Source organism: Planotetraspora kaengkrachanensis, from assembly GCF_016862895.1.
Lineage (GTDB): Bacteria > Actinomycetota > Actinomycetes > Streptosporangiales > Streptosporangiaceae > Planotetraspora > Planotetraspora kaengkrachanensis.
Genome location: NZ_BONV01000014.1, coordinates 180,821 through 204,757, shown reverse-complemented (window position 1 = coordinate 204,757; position 23,937 = coordinate 180,821). Strand labels below are relative to the sequence as shown.

At 70.8% G+C, this 23,937-nt stretch carries 19 protein-coding genes; 10 read left to right on the top strand and 9 right to left on the bottom strand.

Features of this window, described 5'->3' with window-relative positions; genetic code table 11:
* Nucleotides 1-37: 37 nt before the first annotated feature.
* Nucleotides 38-2,164 carry an anthranilate synthase component I gene (locus tag Pka01_RS17930; protein ID WP_203883915.1) on the bottom strand — a complete coding sequence of 709 codons (2,127 nt, stop codon included), beginning with the start codon at nt 2,162-2,164 and terminating at the stop codon, nt 38-40.
* 274 nt (nt 2,165-2,438) lie between these two features.
* Between Pka01_RS17930 and Pka01_RS17925 the strand changes: the two genes are divergently transcribed.
* The 7 genes from Pka01_RS17925 (at nt 2,439) to Pka01_RS17895 (ending at nt 11,360) form a co-directional block, all read left to right on the top strand.
* Nucleotides 2,439-4,085 carry a CocE/NonD family hydrolase gene (locus Pka01_RS17925; protein ID WP_308442249.1) on the top strand — a complete coding sequence of 549 codons (1,647 nt, stop codon included), beginning with the start codon at nt 2,439-2,441 and terminating at the stop codon, nt 4,083-4,085.
* A gap of 671 nt (nt 4,086-4,756) precedes the next feature.
* On the top strand, nt 4,757-4,960 hold the full coding sequence (locus Pka01_RS17920) for a DUF3311 domain-containing protein (RefSeq protein ID WP_203883914.1): 204 nt from the start codon (nt 4,757-4,759) through the stop codon (nt 4,958-4,960).
* Entirely contained in the window at nt 4,957-6,543 is a 1,587-nt protein-coding gene (gene mctP, locus Pka01_RS17915; protein ID WP_275414474.1) for a monocarboxylate uptake permease MctP, read from the top strand. Before Pka01_RS17920 ends, mctP begins: the two co-directional genes overlap by 4 nt.
* An 88-nt stretch (nt 6,544-6,631) precedes the next feature.
* Nucleotides 6,632-7,351: an ABC transporter ATP-binding protein gene (locus tag Pka01_RS17910; protein WP_203883913.1), complete on the top strand. Its 720-nt coding sequence runs from the start codon at nt 6,632-6,634 to the stop codon at nt 7,349-7,351.
* A gap of 43 nt (nt 7,352-7,394) precedes the next feature.
* Nucleotides 7,395-8,216, top strand: a complete 822-nt coding sequence (locus Pka01_RS17905; RefSeq protein WP_203883912.1) for an ABC transporter permease — start codon at nt 7,395-7,397, stop codon at nt 8,214-8,216.
* A gap of 115 nt (nt 8,217-8,331) precedes the next feature.
* Nucleotides 8,332-9,642 carry an NAD(P)/FAD-dependent oxidoreductase gene (locus Pka01_RS17900; RefSeq protein WP_203883911.1) on the top strand — a complete coding sequence of 437 codons (1,311 nt, stop codon included), beginning with the start codon at nt 8,332-8,334 and terminating at the stop codon, nt 9,640-9,642.
* Nucleotides 9,643-9,731: 89 nt separating this feature from the next.
* Nucleotides 9,732-11,360, top strand: coding sequence for a serine/threonine-protein kinase (locus Pka01_RS17895; RefSeq protein ID WP_203883910.1), 1,629 nt, complete (start codon nt 9,732-9,734; stop codon nt 11,358-11,360).
* Nucleotides 11,361-11,439: 79 nt separating this feature from the next.
* Here the strand turns inward: Pka01_RS17895 and Pka01_RS17890 are convergent, their stop codons facing one another.
* From Pka01_RS17890 to Pka01_RS17870, 5 genes are all read right to left on the bottom strand, one after another.
* On the bottom strand, nt 11,440-12,903 hold the full coding sequence (locus Pka01_RS17890) for a WS/DGAT/MGAT family O-acyltransferase (RefSeq protein ID WP_203883909.1): 1,464 nt from the start codon (nt 12,901-12,903) through the stop codon (nt 11,440-11,442).
* A 128-nt stretch (nt 12,904-13,031) separates the two neighbouring features.
* On the bottom strand, nt 13,032-15,491 hold the full coding sequence (locus Pka01_RS17885) for a CehA/McbA family metallohydrolase (RefSeq protein ID WP_203883908.1): 2,460 nt from the start codon (nt 15,489-15,491) through the stop codon (nt 13,032-13,034).
* Between the two features lie 180 nt (nt 15,492-15,671).
* Complete coding sequence (locus tag Pka01_RS17880; protein ID WP_203883907.1) at nt 15,672-16,097, bottom strand: DUF3592 domain-containing protein; 426 nt, start codon at nt 16,095-16,097, stop codon at nt 15,672-15,674.
* A 79-nt stretch (nt 16,098-16,176) separates the two neighbouring features.
* Nucleotides 16,177-16,590 (bottom strand): PH domain-containing protein, encoded by a 414-nt coding sequence (locus tag Pka01_RS17875; protein WP_203883906.1) that lies wholly within the window; start codon nt 16,588-16,590, stop codon nt 16,177-16,179.
* A 77-nt stretch (nt 16,591-16,667) separates the two neighbouring features.
* Nucleotides 16,668-17,159, bottom strand: coding sequence for a metallophosphoesterase family protein (locus Pka01_RS17870; protein WP_203883905.1), 492 nt, complete (start codon nt 17,157-17,159; stop codon nt 16,668-16,670).
* 167 nt (nt 17,160-17,326) lie between these two features.
* On the opposite strand from Pka01_RS17870, the gene Pka01_RS17865 reads away from it, so the two are divergent.
* Nucleotides 17,327-17,464 (top strand): hypothetical protein, encoded by a 138-nt coding sequence (locus Pka01_RS17865; protein WP_203883904.1) that lies wholly within the window; start codon nt 17,327-17,329, stop codon nt 17,462-17,464.
* 73 nt (nt 17,465-17,537) lie between these two features.
* Here the strand turns inward: Pka01_RS17865 and Pka01_RS17860 are convergent, their stop codons facing one another.
* Both Pka01_RS17860 and Pka01_RS17855 read right to left on the bottom strand, forming a co-directional pair.
* Nucleotides 17,538-17,864, bottom strand: a complete 327-nt coding sequence (locus tag Pka01_RS17860; RefSeq protein ID WP_203883903.1) for a hypothetical protein — start codon at nt 17,862-17,864, stop codon at nt 17,538-17,540.
* A gap of 78 nt (nt 17,865-17,942) precedes the next feature.
* Entirely contained in the window at nt 17,943-18,938 is a 996-nt protein-coding gene (locus tag Pka01_RS17855; RefSeq protein WP_203883902.1) for a Ppx/GppA family phosphatase, read from the bottom strand.
* A 229-nt stretch (nt 18,939-19,167) separates the two neighbouring features.
* Between Pka01_RS17855 and Pka01_RS17850 the strand changes: the two genes are divergently transcribed.
* Nucleotides 19,168-19,599 carry a hypothetical protein gene (locus Pka01_RS17850; protein WP_203883901.1) on the top strand — a complete coding sequence of 144 codons (432 nt, stop codon included), beginning with the start codon at nt 19,168-19,170 and terminating at the stop codon, nt 19,597-19,599.
* A gap of 335 nt (nt 19,600-19,934) precedes the next feature.
* The gene (locus Pka01_RS17845; protein WP_239115084.1) at nt 19,935-21,884 is read left to right on the top strand and encodes a glycosyl hydrolase family 18 protein; all 1,950 of its coding nucleotides are present in this window, start codon (nt 19,935-19,937) and stop codon (nt 21,882-21,884) included.
* 66 nt (nt 21,885-21,950) lie between these two features.
* On the opposite strand, the gene Pka01_RS17840 is transcribed toward Pka01_RS17845, so the two are convergent.
* Nucleotides 21,951-23,867 carry an APC family permease gene (locus Pka01_RS17840; RefSeq protein ID WP_203883899.1) on the bottom strand — a complete coding sequence of 639 codons (1,917 nt, stop codon included), beginning with the start codon at nt 23,865-23,867 and terminating at the stop codon, nt 21,951-21,953.
* Nucleotides 23,868-23,937 lie beyond the last annotated feature (70 nt).

Below are 23,937 nucleotides of genomic sequence, written 5' to 3'. Positions count from 1 at the left end.
TTTCCCGACCCTCTTTACCTGCTTTACCCGGACGGCCTCAGCGGGCCAGCCGCAGGACGTTGGCGATGATCCGGGCTCCGGCGCCGCCCTGGGTGGTGAGGATCGACTCGGGGTGGAACTGCACCCCGAACCGCCGGTTCTCCACGTCCTCGATCGCCATCGCCGCGCCGTCCTCGGTGGAGGCGGTGACCGTGAAACCGCGGACGCCGGGCTCCTTGGCGTGCACCGAGTGGTAGCGGGCGGCGACGAACTCCTCCGGCAGCCCGTCGAGCAGCGCGCCGCCCCCCGCGCGGCGGACGTGGCCGCGCTTGCCGTGCTCGGGGTACGGCAGCAGCTCCAGCGTGCCGCCCGCCTGCTCGACCATCGCCTGCAGGCCCAGGCAGACGCCGAAGACCGGCAGGCCCCTGGCGTACACCGCGTCGAGGAGGGCGGCGGCGCCGAAGTCGGACGGCCAGCCGGGGCCGGGCGAGAGCACGACCAGCGTGGGGGTGATCTCCTCGATCATCTCGGGCGGGAAGCCGTGCCTCATGGTCACGACGGTGGCCCCCTGCTGCCTGAAGTAGTCGGCGAGGGTGTTGACGAACGAGTCCTCGTAGTCGACCAGAAGGACCTTGTGGCCTTCGCCCGGCAACTCGGCGCTTCGGTCCGGGACCGTCTCGGCCCGCTCGCGGCCGACGGCGGCGAGCGCGGCGAGCAGGGCGCTGGCCTTGAGCTCGGTCTCCCGCTCCTCGGCCGCGGGGTCGGAGTCGTACAGCAGCGTCGCCCCCGCCCTGACGGCGGCGACCCCGTCGCGGATCTGGGCGGTCCGCAGGGTCAGGCCGGTGTTCATGGAGCCGTCGAAGCCGATGAAGCCGACGGCTCCGCCGTACCAGCGGCGGGTGGTCTCCTCGTGGTCCTCGATGAACTGCATCGCCCACGTCTTCGGGGCCCCGGTGACGGTGACGGCCCACATGTGCGTGAGGAAGGCGTCGAGCGCGTCGAACTCGGGGCGCAGACGGCCCTCGATGTGGTCGACGGTGTGGATCAGGCGCGAGTACATCTCGATCTGGCGGCGGCCGATGACCTTCACGCTGCCGGGGACGCAGACGCGCGACTTGTCGTTGCGGTCCACGTCGGTGCACATGGTCAGCTCGGACTCCTCCTTCACGCTGGACAGGAGGGTCCTGATGGCCTCGGCGTCCTCGACCGGGTCGGCTCCCCTGGCGATCGTGCCGGAGATCGGGCACGTCTCGACCCGGTCGCCGGTCACCCGGACGTACATCTCCGGGGACGCGCCGACCAGGTGCTCGCCGTCGCCGAGGTTGAGCAGGAACTCGTACGGCGCCGGGTTGCTCGTGCGCAGGGACCGGTAGAAGGCGGAGGGGTCGGCGCAGGAGGAGTGGAAGACCTGGCCGGGAACCACCTCGAACAGGTCGCCGCGCTTGAACTTCTCCTTCGCCGTGCCGACGATCTTCGCGTAATTGCCCTTTTCCGGATTTTTGGGGATTTCTACGGGTGTGACCAGCGGGAAGCCGTCACCCGAGCGGTCCATCCCCCTGGTGGAGACGCCGTCGACGGTGAAGTCGTAGGCGTACTCCATGCTGGTCTCGCGGACCCGGTCGATCACCACGAGCCGGTCGGGCAGGTGGAGCACGAGGTCACGCTGGTCGGCCGGGCGGTCGAGGCGGTAGCGGATCGGCTCGAACTGGAAGGCCAGGTCGTAGCCGAACGCGCCGTAGAGCCCCAGGTGCGGGTCGTCGCCCCGGAAGGCCGCGACCACCTCGCGGATCGCGGTGAAGACCGTCGGCCGCCGGCTGCGGAACTCCTCGGGCAGCAGGTCCTCCGACTCGGGCACGTGGACCTCCACGTGCCCGGCGTCCGGCTGCGACACCGGCTTGCCCGCGGCGAGCAGGCAGGAGGCGATCACCGGCAGCACGACGCGGCCGCGGTCGTTGAGGGCCCGGGCCGAGATCCGCCGGCCCCTCGCCACGATCTCCACGCACGGGTCGACGTAGCCGAAGGCCCAGCGGCTGTAGCGGCCCGGATAGTCCATGCCGGAGGAGAACGCCCCGCCGCGGCGCTCCCCCAGGGCGGTCACGATCTCCTCGAGGGCCTCCTCGGGCACCTCGCGCACGCCACGCTCGACCGCGACTCCGCCCGCGGTGGTATATCGGCTGGTCTCCACTGCCTCGCCCCTTTAAGTCGTATGCCCCGGGGGCGGACACACAAGAAAGGCCGCCTCTCGGGGCGGCCAGTCGATCTGCTCATAACGAACTCGCGCCGCCTGCTAGCGGCGCCACCACTGAAGTGATGCGGAAGTTCGCATGTCGCCAGGGTAGCGGCGCGCATCGCGATCAGGCAACGTGCCAATACGATCATGAAAATGGACAAACAGGACGATATGCCCCAAGAAGACACAGAGTATTGATATTCTGTTACCAAGAGGTTAAGGAGGCGGCGTGGCTTACCTGCCAGTTCCCCGGCTACCCGTCCCACGGTTGCCGGTTCCCCTCCCACCCGGCGTGGCCCGGCGGGTGCGGGTGCGGCGCGACATTCCCGTCCCGATGCCGGACGGCGTGGCGCTGCTGGCCGACCACTACATCCCCGTCGGCGCCCACCAGCCGCCGACCATCCTGATCCGCACGCCGTACGGCAGGGCCGGCGTGTTCGGCTGGCTGTACGGCTGGACGTTCGCGCGGCACGGCTTCCAGGTGATCATCCAGAGCTGCCGCGGCGGCTTCGGCTCGGGCGGCCTGCTCGACCCCCTGGGCGACGAGCGCGAGGACGGGCTCGCCACGGTCCGCTGGATGCGCGGCCAGCCCTGGTACGGGGGCGGCTTCGCCATGCACGGCCCCTCCTACCTGGGCTACAACCAGTGGGCCATCGCCTCGGAGACTCCCGATCTCCTGGCCATGGCGACCCAGGTGACGGCCTCGAACTTCCGGGACGCGGCCTACGTCGGCGGGGCGTTCGCGCTGGAGTCGTCGCTGATCTGGACCACCCTGACCTCGCAGCTGGAAGGCCGCCTCGGCGGGATGGCGGCGCTGACCGCCCCGTGGCGGACGCGGCGCGCCGTCCTGTCCGGACGCCCGCTGTCGGAGCTCGACCTCGCGTCCGCCGGGCGGCCGATGCCGTTCTTCCAGGAACTGCTGGCCAACCACGCCGACCCGGCCTCGGCGTACTGGAAGAAGAGGGACTTCTCCGCCACCGTCGGCGAGGTGACCGCCGAGGTCACGATGACCGGCGGCTGGTACGACGTGTTCCTCCCGTGGCAGCTCAAGGACTACGCGGCGATGCGGGCGGCCGGGCGGCAGCCGTACCTCACGATCGGGCCCTGGTACCACGCCGACATCCGGCACGGCAGGGTCTCGAACACCGACGCCCTCGCCTGGTTCCGCGCGCACCTCATGGGCGACTTCTCCGGGCTGCGGGCCCTGCCCGTCCGGCTGTACGTAACCGGCGCGAACGAATGGCGGGACTTCCCCGACTGGCCGGTGGCGGGCACACACCCGGCCCGCTGGCATCTCCAGCCCGGTTTCGGGCTGTCGCGGGACAACCCGGCGGACTCCCCGCCGGACGAATACCGCTACGACCCGGCCAACCCGACCCCGGTGGTCGGGGGTCCGGTGCTCATCGGCAACTCCGAGCCGCGCGACAACCGGCGGCTGGAGTCCCGCAAGGACGTGCTCGTCTACACGTCGTACGTGCTGGCCGAGGACACCGACGTGATCGGGCCGGTGACGGCCGAGCTGTACGTGCGGTCGAGCCGGGAGCACACCGACATGGTGGTGCGGATCTGCGACGTCCACCCCGACGGGTCGTCGATGAACGTGTGCGAGGGGGTCCGGCGGCTGACGCCCTCGGTGCCCGCCGACGCGGACGGCGTGCGCAGGGTCGAGGTCGACCTGTGGCCGATCGGCCACCGGTTCCGGCGCGGCCACCGGATCCGGGTGCATGTGGCGAGCGGGGCGTACCCGCGGATCGCCCGCAACCCGGGGACCGGCGACCCCCTGCCCTTCGGCGCCACCATGTACCCCTCCGACCAGGAGATCCTGCACACCCCCACCCACCCCAGCGCGGTGATCCTCCCCCACCTCCCCCGCTGACCCTTTTGGGCAAACCCTTTGGCGTGATCATGCACGCATTCGGCCGCAAGGCCTCTGAGCTGCGCCAACGCACGCCGCGATCATGCACGGATTCGCATACGTACGGTCCGACCTGCGGATACTCTTGTTGTGATCATGCATAGGACTCCCTGCAGAGGCCTGACACATGCCAGGCCACCGCCGGTCGGGGGTCCAGCCCGGAAGCGCGCTCGCATCTGGCGCGGCGCGCCGCGCATGATCACGCTTGGCGTCCGGGCAGCCCGGAGGCCCTGAAGCCGAATCCGTGCATGATCGCGCCGGACGAAAGCCCAGGTCAGAGCGGTCACCTTCGAACCCGTGCATGATCACGGGACAAGGGTGCGCAGGTCACGGGGGCGATCGGCGAGCCTGCGCATGATCACAACCAAGGAAGACGCAGGTCGGGGCGAGAACTCACGAACCCGTGCATGATCACGCGGGGGATTCGGGGAGGTGGCAGGGGTGACCGCCGAACATGTGCATGATCACGCCAAAGGGTGGGAGCGCGCCAAAGGGTGGGAGCGCGCCGAAGGGTGGGAGTGCGCCGGGGAGGGTCGCTCGTCGCGGCAACACGACCGTTTGCCGATCAGCGATCCCTCCCGTTCACTCGGGACTTTACGCTGCGGATCAGTTCGTGTCCGAAGGAGCGTGCGATGACCACCCCCCGCACCGATCGCAGTCCATGGAACTGGTTGCTCCTGCTGCCGATCGCCATCCCCCTGATACCGGCTCTGTTCAACGCGGTCGAACCGCGACTGTTCGGCATCCCGCTGTTCTACTGGCTGCAACTTGCATTCGTCCTCGTCAGCGTCGCCGTGACCCTGATCGTCTATAACATGACGAGGAGGGCACGGTGACCACCGAGATCGTCATCTTCGCCGTCCTGTTCCTGATCGTCAGCGCGATGGGCTTCGTCGCCTCCCGCTGGCGGCGGCCCGACGACATCGCCAGCCTCCATGAATGGGGGCTCGGTGGCCGCAACTTCGGCTCGTGGATCACGTGGTTCCTCGTCGGAGGCGACCTCTACACGGCCTACACGTTCGTGGCGGTGCCCGCCCTCCTGTTCGGCGCGGGCGCGACGGGTTTCTTCGCCGTGCCGTACACGGTGATCGTCTATCCCCTGGTCATGATCGTGCTGATCCGCCTCTGGTCGGTGTCGCACGTGCACGGGCTGGTCACACCGGCCGACTTCGTGCGGGCGAGGTTCGGCTCGCCGACGCTGGCGCTGCTCGTCGCCATCACCGGCATCGTGGCGACCATGCCGTACATCGCCCTGCAGCTGGTCGGCATCGAGGCGGTGCTCAAGACGATGGGGGTGACCGGCGACCTTCCGCTCATCATCGCCTTCGCGATCCTCGCCGCCTACACCTACCAGTCCGGGCTGCGCGCCCCCGCGCTGATCGCCTTCGTCAAGGACACGCTCATCTACATCGTGATCCTGGTGGCGGTCATCTACATCCCGACGCAGCTGGGCGGCTGGGCGTCGATCTTCGACGCGGCCCAGGCCAAGTTCGACGCCACGCCCGCGGCCACCGACGGCGTCCTGCTCAACGCCAACAACCAGCTCCAGTACGTCACTCTGGCGCTGGGCTCGGCGCTCGCGCTGTTCCTCTACCCCCACAGCGTCACGGGCGTGCTGGCCTCCAAGAACCGTGACGTGATCAAGCGCAACATGTCCGCGCTGCCCGCCTACAGCGTGCTGCTCGGCCTGATCGCGCTGCTCGGCTACATGGCCATCGCGGCCGGGGTGAAGCCGATCGGCACCGATGTGAACACGGTCGTGCCGCAGCTGTTCGACCGGATGTTCCCCGACTGGTTCGCCGGCGTGGCGTTCGCCGCGGTCGGCATCGGGGCGCTCGTGCCCGCCGCGATCATGTCGATCGCCGCCGCCAACCTGTTCACCCGGAACATCTACCGGGAGTACATCAAGCGGGACGCCACGGACGCGCAGGAGGCCGCGGCCAGCAAGATCGCCTCGCTGGTCGTGAAGGTCGGCGCCGTGCTGTTCATCCTGCTCATCGATCCGCAGTTCTCGATCGACCTGCAGCTGATCGGCGGGGTCATCATCCTGCAGACGCTTCCGTCCGTCGCCCTCGGGCTGTTCACCCGGTGGTTCCACCGGGCCGGCCTGATCGCCGGATGGATCGCGGGCATGGGCGCGGGCATGCTGATGCTGTACAACATCGCCAACCCGGCGACCGACCACGCCCACTTCGGCGGGTCGGCGTTCGCCCTGTCCAAGCTGGGCCTGGACACCAAGATGACGATCTACGCCGGTTTCCTCGCGCTCGCCGTCAACCTGATCGTCGCGCTGCTCGGCACGCTCATCGCGCGCTCCGCCAAGCTCACCGACGGTCCCGACGCCACCCGCACCGACGACTACACGGCCGACCAGGGCGACCCGCGGGTCCACGACCTGGAGGTCACCAGCTCCACCTGATTCCGGCGGATCCCCCCGGCGTACGGCCGGCCCGTACGCCGGGGAAAATCCGTTGCGGGCCGTCCGCGCGCCCGCGCACCCTGGACGGGTGGCGATTCTCCAGGCGGACCTGCTCGCCAAGCGTTTCGGCCCGGTGACGGCGGTCGAGGAGGTCAGTCTCACGGTCGCCGAGGGCGAGATCGCCGGTCTGCTCGGGCCGAACGGCGCGGGGAAGTCCACGACCCTGCACATGCTGCTCGGGCTCGTCACGCCCGACTCGGGCCGGATCAGGATCTTCGGTCTCGACCTGGAACGGCACCGCACCGAGGTCCTCAACCAGGTCAACTTCTCCGCGAGCTACCTCGGCCTGCCGGGCGTGCTCCAGGTGCGCGAGGTCCTCGACGCGTTCGCCCGCCTGTACGGCCTGCGCCGCCCGGCGGGGAGGGTAGCGGAGGTCGTCGAACTGCTGGAGCTCGGCCCGCTGCTCCGGCGCAAGGTCATCGATCTGTCGTCGGGCCAGCAGACCCGGGTCCAGCTGGCCAAGGCGCTGCTCAACAGGCCGAGGTTGCTGATCCTCGACGAGCCCACCGCCGCGCTCGACCCGGACGCGGGCGACCGCATCCGGAGCCTGCTCGTCGGCGTGGCGCGGGAGTGGGGCGGCGCCATGCTGATCACCTCGCACAACATGCGCGAGGTCGAGCGGATGTGCGACCGCATCCACTTCATGTCAGGCGGCCGGATCATCGCGACGGGCACGGCCGCGGAGCTCGCCGGCCTCTTCGGCGTGGCGGACCTCGAAGAGGTGTTCCTCAAGGTCGCCCGCCAGTGACCGGAGTCCGGATCCCACATCCGGTGGAGCGGAGGACAGCGAGATGACGACGACGGCATTCCCGCCGCTCAGCGCGGCGGCCAGGCGCCGCCGGATCGGCGGGGTCGTCCGCCGCGACCTTGCGGCGCTGCGCCGCAGCCCGGTCCGGATCTTCGAGATCGTCTTCTGGCCCACGGTCGAGCTCGTGGTGTGGGGATTCGTGACGGTGTACCTCCGGGCCGGCGACGTCCCGTTCATCGTGTCCACGCTGCTCGGCGCCGTGCTGCTGTGGCAGATCCTCCACCGGGCGTCCAACGAGGTCTCCATGGGGTTCCTCGAGGACATCTGGTCGCGCAATCTGCTGAACATGCACGTCACGCCACTGACGGCGGCGGAGTACCTGAGCGGGCTCGTGGTGTTCTCCCTCACCAAGGTGGTCTTCAGCGTCGCCGTCATGGGCACGCTGGCGTACGTCCTCTACGGGTTCGGGATCCTCACGGTCGGGGTGGCGCTCGTGCCGTTCATGGCGGTGCTGCTGGTCCTCGGCTGGGCTCTGGCCATCGCCGCGATCTCCTGTGTGCTGCGCTTCGGCGAGGGCGCCCAGGTGATCGCGTGGAGCCTGGTCTTCGTGTTCCAGCCGATCGCCGGGGTCTTCTATCCGGTGTCCGTGCTGCCGTCAGGGCTCCAGGTGGTCGCCTCGTTCGTCCCGGCGACCCACGTCTTCCAGGGGATGCGGGACGTGCTCGCCGGGTCGCCGATCCCGTGGGACCGGATGGCCGCGGCGGCCGCGCTCGACGTCGTGTACGTCGCCCTGGCCCTCGCGCTCTACACGGTGACCCTCCGGCACGCCCGCGCGAAGGGGCGTCTGTCCCGTTTCGGCGAGTGACTGTCACATTCCGGTCCGCCGAATCGTCTTCTCTATGTCTTTGGATGGTCGATCTGTCATAAAAAGGGCAGGCAGCCAAGGGCAGCCGATTCCGCGAACCCGGGAGAGCATGAGCATGGCCGAACGGCAGACAGTGGTGATCGTCGGAGGTGGTTTCGCGGGCTTCACCGCGGCCAGGAGCCTCGCCCGGATCACCCGGGGAACGGCGGACATCATCCTGATCAACCCGACCGACTACTTCCTCTACCTCCCGCTGCTGCCGGAGGTGGCCGCGGGGATCCTCGACCCGCGCAAGGTCGCGATCCCGCTGTCCGGCAACTGCCCCGGCGTACGGCACCTGCTCGCGACGGTCGACTCCGTCGACGTCCAGAACCGGCGGCTGACCTGCACGGACCCGGAGGGCAACTCCCGGGAACTCGGGTACGACCGGCTGGTCCTCGCGGTGGGCAGCGTCAACAAGCTGCTCCCCGTCCCGGGGGTGGCCGACCACGCTCACGGGTTCCGCAGCGTCGGCGAGGCGCTCTACCTGCGCGACCACCTGATCCGGCAGATCGAGCTGGCCGACGCCGCCGACGATCCGGAGGAGCGCACGGCGCGTTGCACGTTCGTCGTCGTCGGCGCGGGATACACCGGCACCGAGGTCGCCGCCCAGGGCCAGCTGCTGACCCGGGACGCGCGCAGGCGCCGGCCGGGCCTGAGCGACCAGCCGCTCCGCTGGATCCTCGCCGACCTCGCCCCGCGCATCCTGCCCGAGCTCGACGAGCACCTGTCCCGGACCGCCCACCGGACCCTGGTCAAGCGCGGGATGGAGATCCGCACCGGAACGAGCGTGTCCGAGGCGACCGCCGAGGGGGTCAAGCTCTCCGACGGGGAGTTCGTGCCGACCCGGTCGCTGATCTGGTGCGTGGGCGTGCGGCCCGATCCTTTCGTGGAGTCGCTGGGCCTGCCCACGGAGAAGGGCCGCCTGCTGACGGACGAGTACCTGAACGTGCCCGGCCATCCGGAGATCTTCGCCGTCGGGGACGCCGCGGCCGTCCCCGACCTCACCAGACCGGGCGAGTACACGACCATGACCGCCCAGCACGCCCAGCGCCAGGGCAAGCGCGTCGCACACAACGTGGCCGCCTCTCTGGGCAGGGGCAGTAAGCAGCCGTACAAGCACAGCGACCTCGGGTTCGTCGTCGACCTGGGCGGGGTCAAGGCGGCGGCCAATCCGCTGGGGGTGCCGCTGTCCGGCATCGTGGCCAAGGCCGTCACCCGGGGCTACCACCTGCTCGCGCTTCCCGGCGGCAGGGCCCGCATCGCCGGCAACTGGCTGCTGGACGCGGTGCTGCCCCGTCAGACGGTTCAGCTCGACCTGGTGCACGGTTCGGCCGTCCCGCTCGCCGGAACGACTCCCGAACGGCCCCAGGACCCCACCGCCTGACGCCTGTCCCCGCGTAAACGATCGACGGCGCGCCGACTCCGGTAGTGTGCGCGACGCGGACGTTCCCCCCAGGGCGAGAGGCGGCGGAAGTGGACGAGACGCGCGCGCCACTGGTGCCGGGGTACGAGGTCCTCGGCGTGCTCGGCCAGGGCGGGTTCGGCGTCGTCTACCGGGCCAGGCAGCTCGCCGTGGGGCGCGAGGTCGCCCTGAAGATCGACAACCGGGTGCTGGTGTCGGAGCGCGACCAGCGGCGTTTCATGCGCGAGGTCACGGCGGCGGGCGCGCTGTCGGGGCATCCCCACGTGGCCGGCATCCACGACGCGGGCATGCTCCCCGACGGCCGGCCGTACATGGTGCTGGAGCTGTGTCCCGGCGGATCGCTGGCCGACCAGCTGAGGCGCAACGGGCCGATGGGCGTCCACGAGGTCCGCGACATCGGCATCAAGATCGCCGACGCCCTGTCCGCCGCGCATGCCGCCGGAGTCCTGCACCGCGACGTCAAGCCGGCCAACATCCTGATCAACTCCTACGGGATGGTGGCGCTGTCGGACTTCGGGCTGGCCACCAGGCCCGGTGGCGACCCGGCGCGGAGCGAGCTGTCGGTGACGAGGGAGTCGCTCACCCCCGCGTACGCCCCTCCGGAGGCGTTCGAGCTGACCGAGCCCACCCCGGCCGGGGACGTGTACGCGCTCGCCGCCACCCTGTTCGCGCTGCTGCAGGGCAGGCCGCCACGCTTCCCCGAGGGCGGCGTCGTCAACCTCGCGGTGATCATGGTGTTGCATCGGCGGCCCCTCCCCGAGATCCCCGGCGTGCCCGCCCCCCTCACCGCCGTGCTGCGGCACGGCATGGCCAGCGATCCCGCGCAGCGCATCCAGACGGCCGCCGAGTTCCGCGACGCGCTGGCCTCCCTGGACGTCGACGGCTCGTCCATGTCTTCAGGGTCCTCCGGGTCCTCCGGGTCCTCCGGCGTACGGCAGGCGCCGGCGGCGGGCCCTGCCGCACCATTCCACGCCGTGACCGGATCGGGGGCCGGGCGGCCGTCCCCGGACCCGCACTCGACAGGTCCGGATCTGCTCTCCGAGGCTGGCAGGCCCCACACCGTTCCTTCCGGGCTGACGGCGGGCGGCTCGCGTCAGTCGACGATCTTCGCGGTCGTGGCCGCGGTGTTCGCCCTCCTGATCGCCGCGGGCGTCGGCGTCCTGATCTTCGACCGTCCTCCGCCGCCGCCCGACGCGGGCCGGCAGGGGCCGCCGCCGGGACAGCCGGGAGGCCCGCCACCGCCGAATTACGAAGTGCCCGTCACCACCGCCGGCTGCCCGGCCTCCGCCGTGCAGGGAGTGGTGGGGGCCGCGTGCGTCGTCAAGCCCGAGTGCTGGCACGGCCTCACGTCGACCGCCGGAGACGTGACCGCACGGGCGACGCCCTGTGACGGCCCGCACTCCTGGGAGACCTACGCCATCGCGCCCCTCCCCCTCGAGCTGACCACGAGCGACCAGGAGACGGTGGCCAGGCACCCCGCGGTCGCGAGCCTGTGCACCATGGACACCCTGCTCAAATCGCGGCATGGCGCCGCGGCGGAGCTGACACCCGACAGGTGGGAGGTCGACGTGCTGCCGCCGAGCGCGGCGCGGTTCGCGGCGGGTTCCCGGATCTTCCGTTGCGTCGGGCACGTCACCGGCAAGGAGACGACGGGCAGCGCGTTCGCCGTCCCGAGCTGACCGGGAGCACGCCGCCACGGGTCCGTCGCCACCGTGACGGCCGCACTGATTCGAGGCCCGCGTACGGCCCGGCGTTCGGCTATCGCTGCCGCGCGGCCAGCTCGGTGAGCTCGGCGAGGGCGTCCCTCAGATAGTCGATGAGGTCCCAGACGTCGGGGACCATCTCCCTGTCAACGACGATGCCGAAATCGATCCGCCCGTCGTAGGAGAACACCGTGATGTTGATCCCGCCGCTGACATCGGTGATCACCGACATCGGGTACTGCGCCAGCACCAGCCCGCCGCAGATGTAGAGCGGCGACTGGGGGCCCGGCACATTGGAGATGAGCAGGTTCATCGCGGGAGCCGTACGGGAGGCGAGGCGGAAGGCGGAACGGTTGGCGAGGGCGCTCAGCGCGGCCGGCATGGCCTGGCTGAACTCCAGCAGCCACGTGGCGGGCGCGGCCGCGAACCTGTCCTTGACGAGCTTCATGGACTGGTTGACCGACTTCAGGCGTTCCTCCGGGTCGGCCACGTCGGTCGGGATGGTCGTCATCGCCAGCATGACCTCGTTGGCCAGGGAGTCGTCTGGCCGCTGTCCCCGGGTCGAGATGGGAATGCCCGCGACCAGCGGCAGGCGGGGCAGTTCGTCGCGCTTGTCCAGCCATCGCCTCAGGGCCGTCGCGCACAACGCCATCACGACGTCGTTGACGGTGACGCCGAAGGCGTTCTTGACGTGCTTGACCTCCTCCAGCGGGAGCGCACCGAACGCGAACCTGCGGTGTTCGGAGACCCGTCCGGAGAACGGCGTGCGCGGCACCGACATCCGCGGCAGGTCCGGCAGGCCGGCGCTTCCGCGGATCAGGCGCGACAACAGCCCGGCCCCGGGGATCTGGGAGATGATCGGGACCTCGTCGAGCCTCGACACGGCCTCGCCGAAGAACCGCATCAGGGCCAGCGGGTTGTCCAGGATCCGCGCGACACCCCTGATGATCATCTCGAGGGGTTCGGGGGCGCGTTCCGCGGACTGCCAGACCGGCACGTCGGGCGGGCCGTCCGGCGGCGCGACCTCGCGCGGCTCCGGCGTGAAGTCCATGAGTGCGGCCAGCACCTCGGCGCCGGTCACACCGTCGACGGCCGAGTGGTGGACCTTGGTGTAGACGGCCACCCGTCCGTCCGCGAGTCCGTGGATCAGGTAGAGCTCCCAGAGCGGGCGCCGCCGGTCGAGCCGCCTGCTGTGCAGCCGGGCCGCCTGGGCGGCGAGCTGGTGGTCGCTGCCGGGCGGCGCCAGCGCGAGCTCGCGGACGTGGTAGTCGAAGTCGACCTCCTCGTCCTCGGCCCAGTAGGGGTGATCGAGCCCCAGCGGGACCTCGACCAGGCGGCGGCGCAGCGGCGGCGCGAGGTGGAGCCGGTCGCGCAGCAGCTCGATCAGATCCTCTCGGGTGATCACGCCCCCGGGCGCGGTGGACGGGTCGAGGATGCTGAGCCCCGCGATGTGCGCGAGGTTCGTGGCGGTCTCGAAGTTGAGAAACTGCGCGTCGAGGGCGCTGAGTTGCCGTCCCATGCCCTACTCCCTGCCCCGAAACGCCGGACTTGGACCAGCCCCCGCACCGCGGCCGTCTCCAGATTGTGAAATCGGAGGATCCGGCCCCGGTGCGGGCGGCGGTCGCCGTCCTGGCGGGTGACAGGTGGTCAGCCGCGCAGCAGGAAGATCTGCTGCGTGCCGTCCCGCTGGGTGCGGGTGGCCCGCCGGTCGCTGGTGAAGACCACGAAGCCGTCGGCCGCGGACGGGAAGGCACCGTTGCCGAGGGTGCTGAGCTGCGCCGGCGCCGTCCAGCCCGTGGCCCGGTCGAGCCGCGAGGTGAAGACCTTCCACCGCCAGTCGGCGGAACGGGTGTCGTACCAGACCGCGCGGACCGAGCCGTCCCGGCCCTGGCTCAGGCTGGGGCGCTGGCTCATCGCGTCGGGGTTCGCACCGACCGGCTCGGACGCCGACCAGGTCCTGCCGCCGTCGGAGGACCGGCTGGCGCGCAGTGACAGGTTCGCTCCCGAGCTCTGCAGCCTCTTGGTCTCCCACATGATCACGAACGTGCCGTCGCGGTCCACGGCGATGCCGGGGTGCCGGTCCGCGGCGTCAGTGGCGGCGCTGACCTGCACGGGCCCGGTCCAGCTCTTCCCCTTGGCGGGCCGGACGCTCGCCACGATCTGCCAGTTGTCCGGGTCGGTGCCGCCCCCGGCAGGCTGGCCCGCCGGCGGGGTGTGGCCGGTCCAGAGCGGATCGGGGTCGAACCGGTTGTCCTGCCAGGTCACGACGAGCCCGCCGTCCTTCCCCGCGGCGATCGCGGGGAACAGGGAGGCGGGGTGGCGCGGCGACCTCGCGTCCGTGGCGGGCGTCCCCGCCGAGACGGCCTTGCCGGCGGCCGACAGGTTGACCGGGGCGCGGTCGACTCCGATCACCTGCGCGTAGACGTCGAACGCGCCTCCGTCGTTGTCGGCCCACGCGACGACGGCGTGCCGCCCGTCCAGCACGGCGACCGCCGGGTGGATCGCCCGGCCCTGCGTGTCCGTGAGGCGTACGGCAGGTTCGAACGAGCGCCCGCCGTTGCGGCTGTGGCGCAGGAAGATCTGCGACCGGTACGGGCGCTCCTGCCCGCGCGAGTCCTGCCACACGACCCAGACGTCGTCGCCGGACGCCGCGACCTTCGGTGAGGACGCGGCGGGCGAGCCGGCCGACAGTTCGATCGTGTGCTCGGCGTGGCCGTGCGGCTCCACCCGGCGGTAGACGACGGAGGTCCGGTGGTCGCGGTGGACCTGGGCGACGACGTGCGCGACCGTTCCCTGCCCCGCGACGTCGGCGAAGCCCGCGAACCGGCCCGGCTCGCCGAGCACCAGGTCCGCGTGGTCGTCGCGGGTCTCCGCGGGCGGAAGAGCGATCTCGGGAGCCGGCGCGGCGGGCGCGTGCAGCGACACGAACACCGGCGAGGTCGCGGCGCGCAACTGGTCGGGGAGGGTCGGGTCGGCCTCGACCCCTGACGGGTCTCCCGGCGCGCGGACCTCGGCCCGGAACCAGTTGTGGGTGCCGTTGAGGATGCCGTTGAGTGCGAAGGGCACGAGGTACGTCTGGTCGGCCGACGTGGGGGTGAAGGTCGCCAGCGGACCGGCGGAGCGGCCGGGGGACGCGTAGACGTGGAGCGTGGTCCCGGCGCCGCCGCGGATGCGCACCCGCAGGCGGGCCTTCTTCGGCAGGCGGCGATCGCGGACGATCACCTCGTCTCCCCCGATGGCCTCGAACACGCCGTCGCCGTCGACGTCGGCCTCGATCGTGACGAACGCCCCCTGGGGAGTCGCGGAGACCGCGGTGCGGCCGGCGCGGAGCGCGTCGAGGATCGCACGTACGGAACGCTCGGCGGCGAACACCCAGGTGGTGGGCTGGCCGGGGCTCGCCTTCCCCCACACCTCGCGGAAGTGGCAGTCGCTCGCGGCGACCGCGCCGAATCGGAACCCCTTGTTCCAGCGGTTCTCCGCGTAGTCGATCTCCGCGTCGGGGTCGGAGGCGACGTTCCAGACCTCGACCGTGTTCACGCCCTGGGCGCTGGCGTTCTCGTTGGGCCCGGCCGCCGGCGTGTACTCGCCGTCGTCGGGGTGGGCCGTCCCCCAGGACGCGTCCTGGGCGTGCGCGTCCCAGATCGACTGCTGGACGTGGCGGAAGGCCGGGGACCCGGGCGGGTTCGCCCCGTCCACGATCGTGTCGACCGCTCCGAGGACGGTGGCGTGCGGGGAGCCGTTCGCCTCCTCACCGGGGAGGAGGAGCAGCTTCGACGAGCGCCACTGGGGGTCCCAGTGCTGGTCGTAGGTGCGGTGGTCGGTCAGCGGCAGGAAGTCGAGCCCCATCCGCTCGGCCTCGGCGATCTGGTCGCCGACGGGGAGGTTTCCCGGCAGCGCCTGCTTGGAGGTCTGACGGGGGAGGCTGCCGTCCGACGAGTGGTCGTCGTGCGCGTGGGTCTCCCCGGCCAGCCACTCGCCTCGCGGCGCCGCGTTCTTCGCGTGGTCCGTGGTGTGCCCGGCGGAGGCGGCCGCCTGCTCCACGGGCAGTCCGGCGGCGGCGACCGCCGTCCCGCCTGCCACGATGAACTGCCTTCTGTTCAGCTCCATTGCGTTCCCCTCAGGTGCCCGCGCCGAGGTGATCCCGGCGGTGAAGCCCGCAGAACGCTAGTCATCGCGATGTCGCCGGAGCTGAATCACACCAGACGGCCGTATGTCCGATTTCTTAATCCCTCGGACACTTCGCACCATCGGAGGCCCCGAGGGCATCGGCCGCCGGGGCGCCGGGGCTCACGCCGAGACGGCGTTGACGTAGACGGAGACGGCGCAGAAGACGAGGCCGACCGCGGCGAAGACCGCCCCGCCGACGACGCCCCGCCCCGCCGGGGTGTCGATCCGGATGCGGGTCGGCCGCTCCGGGTCGTACAGGATCGGGACGCGCTCCCCCGGCATGGCGGCGGGGCGTCCGGTGCCGATGTTCGCCTCCGTCTCGACGCGCTGGCCGTAGACGGTCGTGTACCGCACGGTCGGGTAGTAGACGCGGGAACGGTGTCCCCGGCGGCCGGTCCGGCGGGTCCGCAGCCTCACGACCTCACCGTCCGCCCGCTGGGCCCGGCGCAGGAACCGGTACGAGCCGATCCCCATGACGCCTCCGGCCACGAGCAGACCGGCTCCGGCGATTGCGAACATGAGCGAGAAGAAGAGGTTCTGGACCACGCCAGCACGGTAGGGGGAAGAGCTTGCCCCCGCCTTGCGATCGGGTTGCCGTGCGGTCACGCCCGCACGGGCCGGCCCGTCACGGGCGCAGGCGCATCAGCGTCTCGGCCACGTCGAACACCGACTCGCCCAGATCGAAGCGGCTGAACAGGTGGATCTGCTCCCCCGCGTCGATCTCGAGCAGCTCGGTGGTCAGCCCGTAGCGGCGGCGGCTGTCCACCCGGATCCTGTCGACGTCGTTCCAGGAGATCCGCTCCTTGCCGGCGAGCCCGGCGACGATCAGCCCGTCGTCGCCCACGGCCAGCCGTACGGGCGCGAAGAGGTCACGGAGCACCAGCACGGCGAACCCGACGGCGGCGATGCCCGCCAGAAGGAGTTGCCGGCGGTCGCCGATGAGCGCCAGCCCCACGCAGACGGCGACACCGGCGGCCTTCAGAGCAGTGACCTGCCAAGGCACTCGCCATTCGTGCCGCGGCTCCTCAACATCAGTCACCGTGAGAGCGTAACCCCTCAGGGACCCGTCCGCAGATCTTGCCTCACGCCGTGGTGCCCCTTCCTCCCTGGTGAGGGCTATGTCACCGGGAAGATCACCGCCTCGACGACACGGCCGTCCTCGATGCCGAGGACGCCCACGGTGCCCTGTGGCTGCCTGCGCCGATCGGTGGGCGAACCCGGGTTGAAGATCCGGATTCCGTCGCCCGTCAGGTCCATCGGGATGTGCGAGTGCCCGAAGACGACGAGGTCGGCGGCGGGAAACCGGCGGCGCATCCGGGCCGTCCTGCCCGCGGCCGGGCCGCTGTCGTGGATCATCCCCACGCGGAGGCCGTCGAGCTCGAACTCCAGGGTCTCTGGCGCGCCCCAAGCGGCCACGTCCGGCCCGTCGTTGTTGCCGAGCACCGCCCGGACGGGCGCGTACGCGGCGAGCTCGACCAGCACGTCCGCCGTGCAGACGTCTCCGGCGTGCAGGATCAGGTCGGCGCCGCGGAGGTGCTCAGCCACGGCGGACGGGCACGACTTCCAGTGTCGCGGCGCATGGGTGTCCGACAGGACGACGACCTTCATCGTCCCATCCTCTCCGAACCCGCCGCGGGCACGGGAAGTCGGCGTGCGATGGCGGGATAACACCGAATATTCAGGGGAATAGGAATCCACGTCCCCGCCGTGACACGTCGCCGACGTGAGGCGCGCACCACACGCCGGCCCCCACCCGGCGCCGCTCGGGAGGAACGATGACGAGGCAGATCGCCGACGGATTCCAGAACCCCCGGCTCATCGAGTTGGAAGCCCGTGTCCGCGGGCTGGAGACGCAGGTCGCCCACCTCACCGAGCTGGTCGAGGCCCTCTCCGGCGAGCGCGACCCCACCTGATCGCCTGCTTCCCTCACTCGGCCGGCCGCCGGGCTCCGGCGCGGCGCACCACCCGCGCCCGGCGCCGGGACCGTCACCGGCGCGGCCGGTCATCCGGGCTCCCCGGCGCGCGAGCCCCGTCGCGCTCCGCCGGGCGAAGCCCGTCGTGCCCGGGTGCGCGCATCCCGTCCGCGGACTCGGGTACGTCCATGCCGTCCGGGCGGACGGGCCCGGCCTCCACGCCGCCGCCCGCGGGCCGCCGTCCCACGGCGACCGGATCCCCCATGTACGGCTCCCGCCTGGTGGTGGCGGCCAGGGCGCCCAGCGCGACCAGCACCGCGGCCGAGATCGCCAGCAGCGCCAGCACGACGAGCACCGTCAGCGCCGCGAGGGAGATCATCGCTCCCAGCAGCTCCCCCATACGTCGCCCCCACGAGGTCGGCCTGGCGATCCCGCAGGGCGGCGCACGAGATCGCTTTACAGCGGCTGAGTGCCCTATTTAAGGGGATTCATACCTTTGCTCGCCGGACACCGCCAGACCGCGCCGATCGGAGGCCCCCGGCCGGCCGCCAGGAAGGACGTCGAGGCGGCGCAGGATCATCCCCTCACGCAGCGCCCACGGGCACAGCTCCAGCGTGGGCACGCCGAGCAGGTCCATCGCGGCGTCGGCGACGACCGCCCCCGCGAGGAGCTGCGGCGCCCTGCCGACGGACACCCCGGGCAGCTTGGACCGCTCTGCCGCGGGCATCGCGGCCAGCCGCGTAGTCCATTCCGACAGGGCGCCGTGCGAGAGCGTGCGCCTGACGTACGGGCCCTCGTTCGAGGAGGCCGCGCCCGCGATCCTGGCGAGCTGGCGGAAGGTCTTCGACGTGGCGACGGCGTGGTCGGCCCTGCCGTACCGGGTGACGGCTCCGACCTGGCGGGCGATCTCGGCCCGGGCATGGCGGCGCAGGAGGCGGACCTCCTCGGGGGCCGGCGGGTCCGAGGTGAAGAAGTCCCGGGTCAGCCGTCCCGCCCCGAGCGGGAGCGACACCGCCACGTCGGGCTCCTCGTCGATCCCGGAGGCGATCTCCAGCGAACCGCCGCCGATGTCGACGACGAGCAGGCGGCCGGACGACCATCCGAACCACCGGCGGACGGCCAGGAAGGTCAGGCGCGCCTCGTCGTCCCCGGAGAGCACCTGGATCCCGAGCGGCGTGCCGGACTCGATCCGGCTGAGGACGTCCTCACCGTTGACGGCCTCGCGGACCGCCGAGGTGGCGAAGGCCACCAGGTCCTCCACGCCCTTGTCCTCCGCGATGCGCAGGGCGTCCGCGACCGTCGCGCTCAGTCGTGCCGCGCCCTCCTCCGAGAGCCGGTTGCCGTCCACGAGGTGCTCGGCAAGCCGCAACTCCTCCTTGTGGGAGAAGGCGGGAATGGGGCGAGCGCCCTGGTGCGCGTCCATCACCAGCAGGTGCACCGTGTTGGAACCGACGTCCAGGACTCCGAGTCGCATGATCCGACGCTACCGCCCACGACAGGGCGGTTTCCGCACATCCCCTGCCATTACACCGTGCAGAGCAGCAGAATCGGCGACTCAGTGACGTACTTCACGATACTGACATAACCGAGAGTTACGACTTGCGACTTAATAATTACGTATCGTGGCCGACGCTCCCCTTGCGGGTCATTCCATGACAAGACGACACTCGAAAACGGGCCTTTCGCAATCTCGGCAGTGGGGCATGAGATCACGCGGTGACCCATCGACCAAGGGGGTGGTCCGGGTGCCGGAGGGGTTCAGCACCTACGAGACGTGGCCTTTCGAGTGCCTGCACTGCCTGCGCGTCTGGGAGGAGGAGTACCTCGTGCGCCGCCAGTCGGACGGGCACGGCAACGACGTCGTCATCTGGACGCGAGAGGGCACGCAGGTCCAGCCTCCCTGGTCGGGCATGGTCTGCCCGCACTGCGGATGCGGCAGCGTGACGACCTTTCCCACCGGCTACCTGGCGCACCACGCGGAGATCACCGCCGTGCGCACGACCGCCGTACCCACCACCGCGCTCGAGGGCGCAGGCCACCGGCACGCCACCCCGCTCCTGCCGTACGCCCTGCTGGCGATCTCGCTGCTCGTCTTCACCGGCGTCGAGATGTACGGCCAGGTGATCAGGCACTGATCACGCCTTCGAGGCCCCGGCGGGAGTCGACCCGCCGGGGCCTCGGCGTGTGGTCTTTTCTCTTTTCTCGCATATTGACGCTGGTGCGGACCGTGGGTAAGTTCACCTTAAATTAACAGGAAAGCTTACTAATAATTCCCCGCGAACAAGCAGGCAGGAACCGCGCCATGCCACGGTCGCCGCCCATCGTCGTTCCGATCCCCCGCGCCCAGACATTCCACGCGAGCGGCCCCGGCCGGCCTCGCGCACGCGTCCTCCGCACCCTCCCCTCGCATCCGCCCCCTGGACGTGGAGCACCTATGAAACGCAGGATCCTTCCGACACTGTTAGCGGCGATGGGGGCACTGCTCCTGCCGATCGCCGTCTCGGCGCCCAGCGCATACGGGGCCGTGGCCGTCCCGATCCGCGCGAACGCGGGCGGCCCGGCCCTCACCGACGGCTCGGGCAACGCATGGGCAGCCGACAAGGCCTACTCCAGCGGCAACTGGGGTTATGACACGATCTACGGGTCGGGCTCGACCCCCAGCGCGATCGCCGGCACGACCGACGACGCCCTGTACCAGAACTACACGCTCTTCAGCGGCTGGACCGGCTACAAGTTCGACGTGGCCAACGGCACCTACCAGGTGACGCTGAAGATGGTCGAGGACTGGGCCAACGGCCCCGGCCAGCGCAAGTTCGACGTGCGCGCCGAGAACACGACCGTGCTCACCGGCTTCGACGTCTTCGCCTCGTGCGGGGCGCTGACGGCCTGCGACAGGACCTTCACCGCCACAGTCAGCGACGGCCAGCTCAACGTGCAGTTCAACATGAACGGCGGGGCCAACTACGCGACCGTCTCGGCGATCTCGGTCACGGGCGGCAGCGGCGGGGCCGGCGACACGACCGCGCCCAGCGTCCCCGGCAACCTCCGGGTCACCGGCACCACCACCTCCAGCGTCTCCCTGGCGTGGAACGCCTCCACCGACAACGTCGGCGTCACCGCATACGACGTCTACCGCGGCGGCACCCTCGTCACCACCGTGACCGGCACCACCTACACCAACACCGGACTGTCGGCGGGCACCGCCTACAGCTACACCGTCCGCGCCAAGGACGCCGCCGGAAACACCTCAGCGGCGAGCACCGCCGTGACGGGCACCACCCAGACCGGCGGCGGAGGCGGGGGCGGCGGCAAGCTGCTCGGCTACTTCGCCCAGTGGGGCGTCTACCAGCGCCAGTACTTCGTGAAGAACATCGAGACCAGCGGCTCGGCGGCCAAGCTCACGCACATCAACTACGCCTTCGGCAACGTGACCAACGGCCAGTGCGCGATCGGCGACTCCTACGCCGACTACGACATGGCCTACACCACGGCGAACAGCGTGGACGGCAAGGCCGACACCTGGGACGCGGGCGTGCTGCGCGGCTCCTTCGGCCAGTTGCGCAAGCTGAAGGCCCTGCACCCGAACCTCAAGATCCTCTGGTCGTTCGGCGGCTGGACCTGGTCGGGCGGCTTCGCCCAGGCGGCGGCCAACCCCACGGCGTTCGCGAACTCCTGCTACAACCTGGTCGAGGACCCGCGCTGGGCCGACGTGTTCGACGGCATCGACATCGACTGGGAGTACCCGAACGCCTGCGGCCTCAGCTGCGACAGCAGCGGCCCGGCCGCGTTCAGGAACCTGATGCAGGCGCTGCGCAACCGGTTCGGGTCCAACTACCTGGTCACCGCCGCCATCACCGCTGACGGCAGCAACGGCGGCAAGATCGACGCGGCGGACTACGGCGGCGCGGCGCAGTACCTCGACTGGTACAACGTCATGACCTACGACTACTTCGGGGCCTTCGCGCCGACGGGCCCGACGGCTCCCCACTCGCCCCTGACCTCCTACACCGGAATCCCGGCGGCGGGCTTCAACTCCGACGCCGCCATCCAGAAGCTCAAGGCGCAGGGTGTGCCCGCGGGCAAACTGCTGCTCGGCATCGGCTTCTACGGCCGGGGCTGGACCGGCGTGAGCCAGGCCACGCCGGGCGGCAGCGCGACCGGCCCGGCTCCCGGCACGTACGAGGCGGGCATCGAGGACTACAAGGTCCTCAAGAACACCTGCCCGTCGACCGGCACCATCGCGGGCACGGCGTACGCCAAGTGCGGAAGCAACTGGTGGAGCTACGACACCCCGAGCACCATCGGCGGCAAGATGACCTACGCGAAGAACCAGGGTCTCGGCGGCTCCTTCTTCTGGGAGCTCAGTGGTGACACCTCGGGCGGAGAGCTCATCACGGCCATGAAGAACGGCCTGAGCTGACCGGGCGGCCGGGGAGGCGCCCGCCTCCCCGGCCGTCCGACCGGGCCGGCCGCTCGCCGGAGCGGATCAGCTCACGTGGACCTGGGGGCGGAGCCCGACGTCGGGCTCCGCCTTCCTGATGACCTCCCGGGTCAGCGGCGGCACGTCTCCCCCGCCGAAGACCAGGTAGCGCAGCAACGCGCCGACCGGGTTCCCCTCGGCCCAGTGGAAGTAGACGTGCGGCCGGTTCCCCGTCAGGTCCCTGAGGTGGAACAGGATGGCCGCGATCGTGTTGGCCACCGCGGGGCTCTCCACTTTCAGCACCTGGTAGCCGTGCCGCGTCTCTCCCTTGACGAGCAGGTCCGTCTCGAACTCCGACGCGTCGCCGAGGGTCACCTCCAGGAAGATCATCGGCTCGTCTTCCGGCAGGTGGTGGTACTCGCGGGTCTCGCGGTCCTTCTCGGCGTACTCGGCCGTGTCCCGGGCGTCGGGTTCGTTGGCGATCAGGCGGAGCTGCCCGGGGGCCTCGGCGACGATCCTGCGGGCGGCCTCGTCCAGCCTCACCTCGGTGACCCGCAACTCCGTCGACCGGGTGGCGCGGGACACCAGGGAGCTCACGACGATGGCCACGACGAAGCCGATCGCGATGCTCAGGCCGTCGGGCCGCTCCCTGATGTTCTCGACCGCGGCGTAGGCGACGACGAGGGAGATCACGCCGAAGCCCGCGCCGGCGGCCGTGCGGCCCGCACGGAAGGCGGTGAGCGTGACGGCCACCGCCGCAGAGAGGATCAGCACGAGCACCCCCGTGGCGTACGCGCCGCCCTGCGGCTCCACCTGCGCGCCGAACAGGATCGTGATGCCGAACGCGATGCCGGTGAACACCAGCACGAGGGGGCGGACGGCGCGGGCCCAGTCGGGGGCCATGCCGTACCTGGGCAGGTAGCGGGGCACGATGTTCAGCAGCCCGGTCATCGCGGACGCGCCCGCGAACCAGAGGATGGCGATCGTGCTGACGTCGTAGGCGGTGCCGAAGGCGTCGCCCAGGTTCTCGTGGGCCAGGTAGGCGAGCGCCCGGCCCGCGGCCTTGCCGCCCTCCTCGAACTCCTGCGCCGGGATCAGCATGGTCGTCGCGACGCTGCTGGCGAGCAGGAAGACGCTCATGATCAGCGCCGCGGTGGTGAGCAGCCGCCGCGCACCGGCGATCCTGGCGCGCAGGTCGCCCTCGATCTGCGGCATCACGGCCACGCCCGTCTCGAAGCCGGACAGGCCGAGCGCCAGCTTCGGCAGCACCAGCAGGGACATCGCGACCATCGCCACCGGGCTCGAGTGGTCGGCCGTGAGCGCGTTCTGCCAGCCCTGGAACAGCGACGGCTCAGAGACGACCTTCGCCAGGGCCACCCCGACGACCACCACGTTGAGTGCGAGGTAGACCGCGACCAGGACGACCGCGAGCCCGATCGCCTCGCTGAAGCCGCGCAGGAAGATGACGCCGAGCAGCGCGATCAGCACGAGCGTGATGCCGACCTCGTGGCCGCTGAGGAATCCCGGTACGAACGGGTTCTGCAGGATGTGCGCCGTGGCGTCCGACGCGGACAGGGTGATGGTGAAGATGAACGCGGTCGCCACGAACCCGAGCAGCACGAGCACGAAGAGCTTGCCCCACCAGCGCGGCAGCAGTCCCTCCAGCATCGCGATGGAGCCCATCCCGTTGGGGCTCTGCCCGGCGACGGCCCGGTAGGTGGGCAGGGCGCCGAACAGCGTGAGCAGCACCAGCAGGAGCGTGGCGATCGGCGACAACGCCCCGGCGGCGGCCGCCGCGATGCCGGGCTGGTATCCCAAGGTGGAGAAGTAGTCGACTCCGGTGAGGCACATGACCTGCCACCAGCTGTGCCGCTTCTCTGGATGCTCCTTGTGCGGGCCGTTGCCCCGGCGTTCGCGCTGGAGGCCCTCAAGAAGCCAGGCGCGGACGGCTCCGGGGCGCTCCCGCTGCGCGGATGTCGTCAATCCGGGTCACTCTCCTCGGCTGGGGGACACGATCGCGGCAGGGAGACCATACTGACCATTCGCGCGGCCT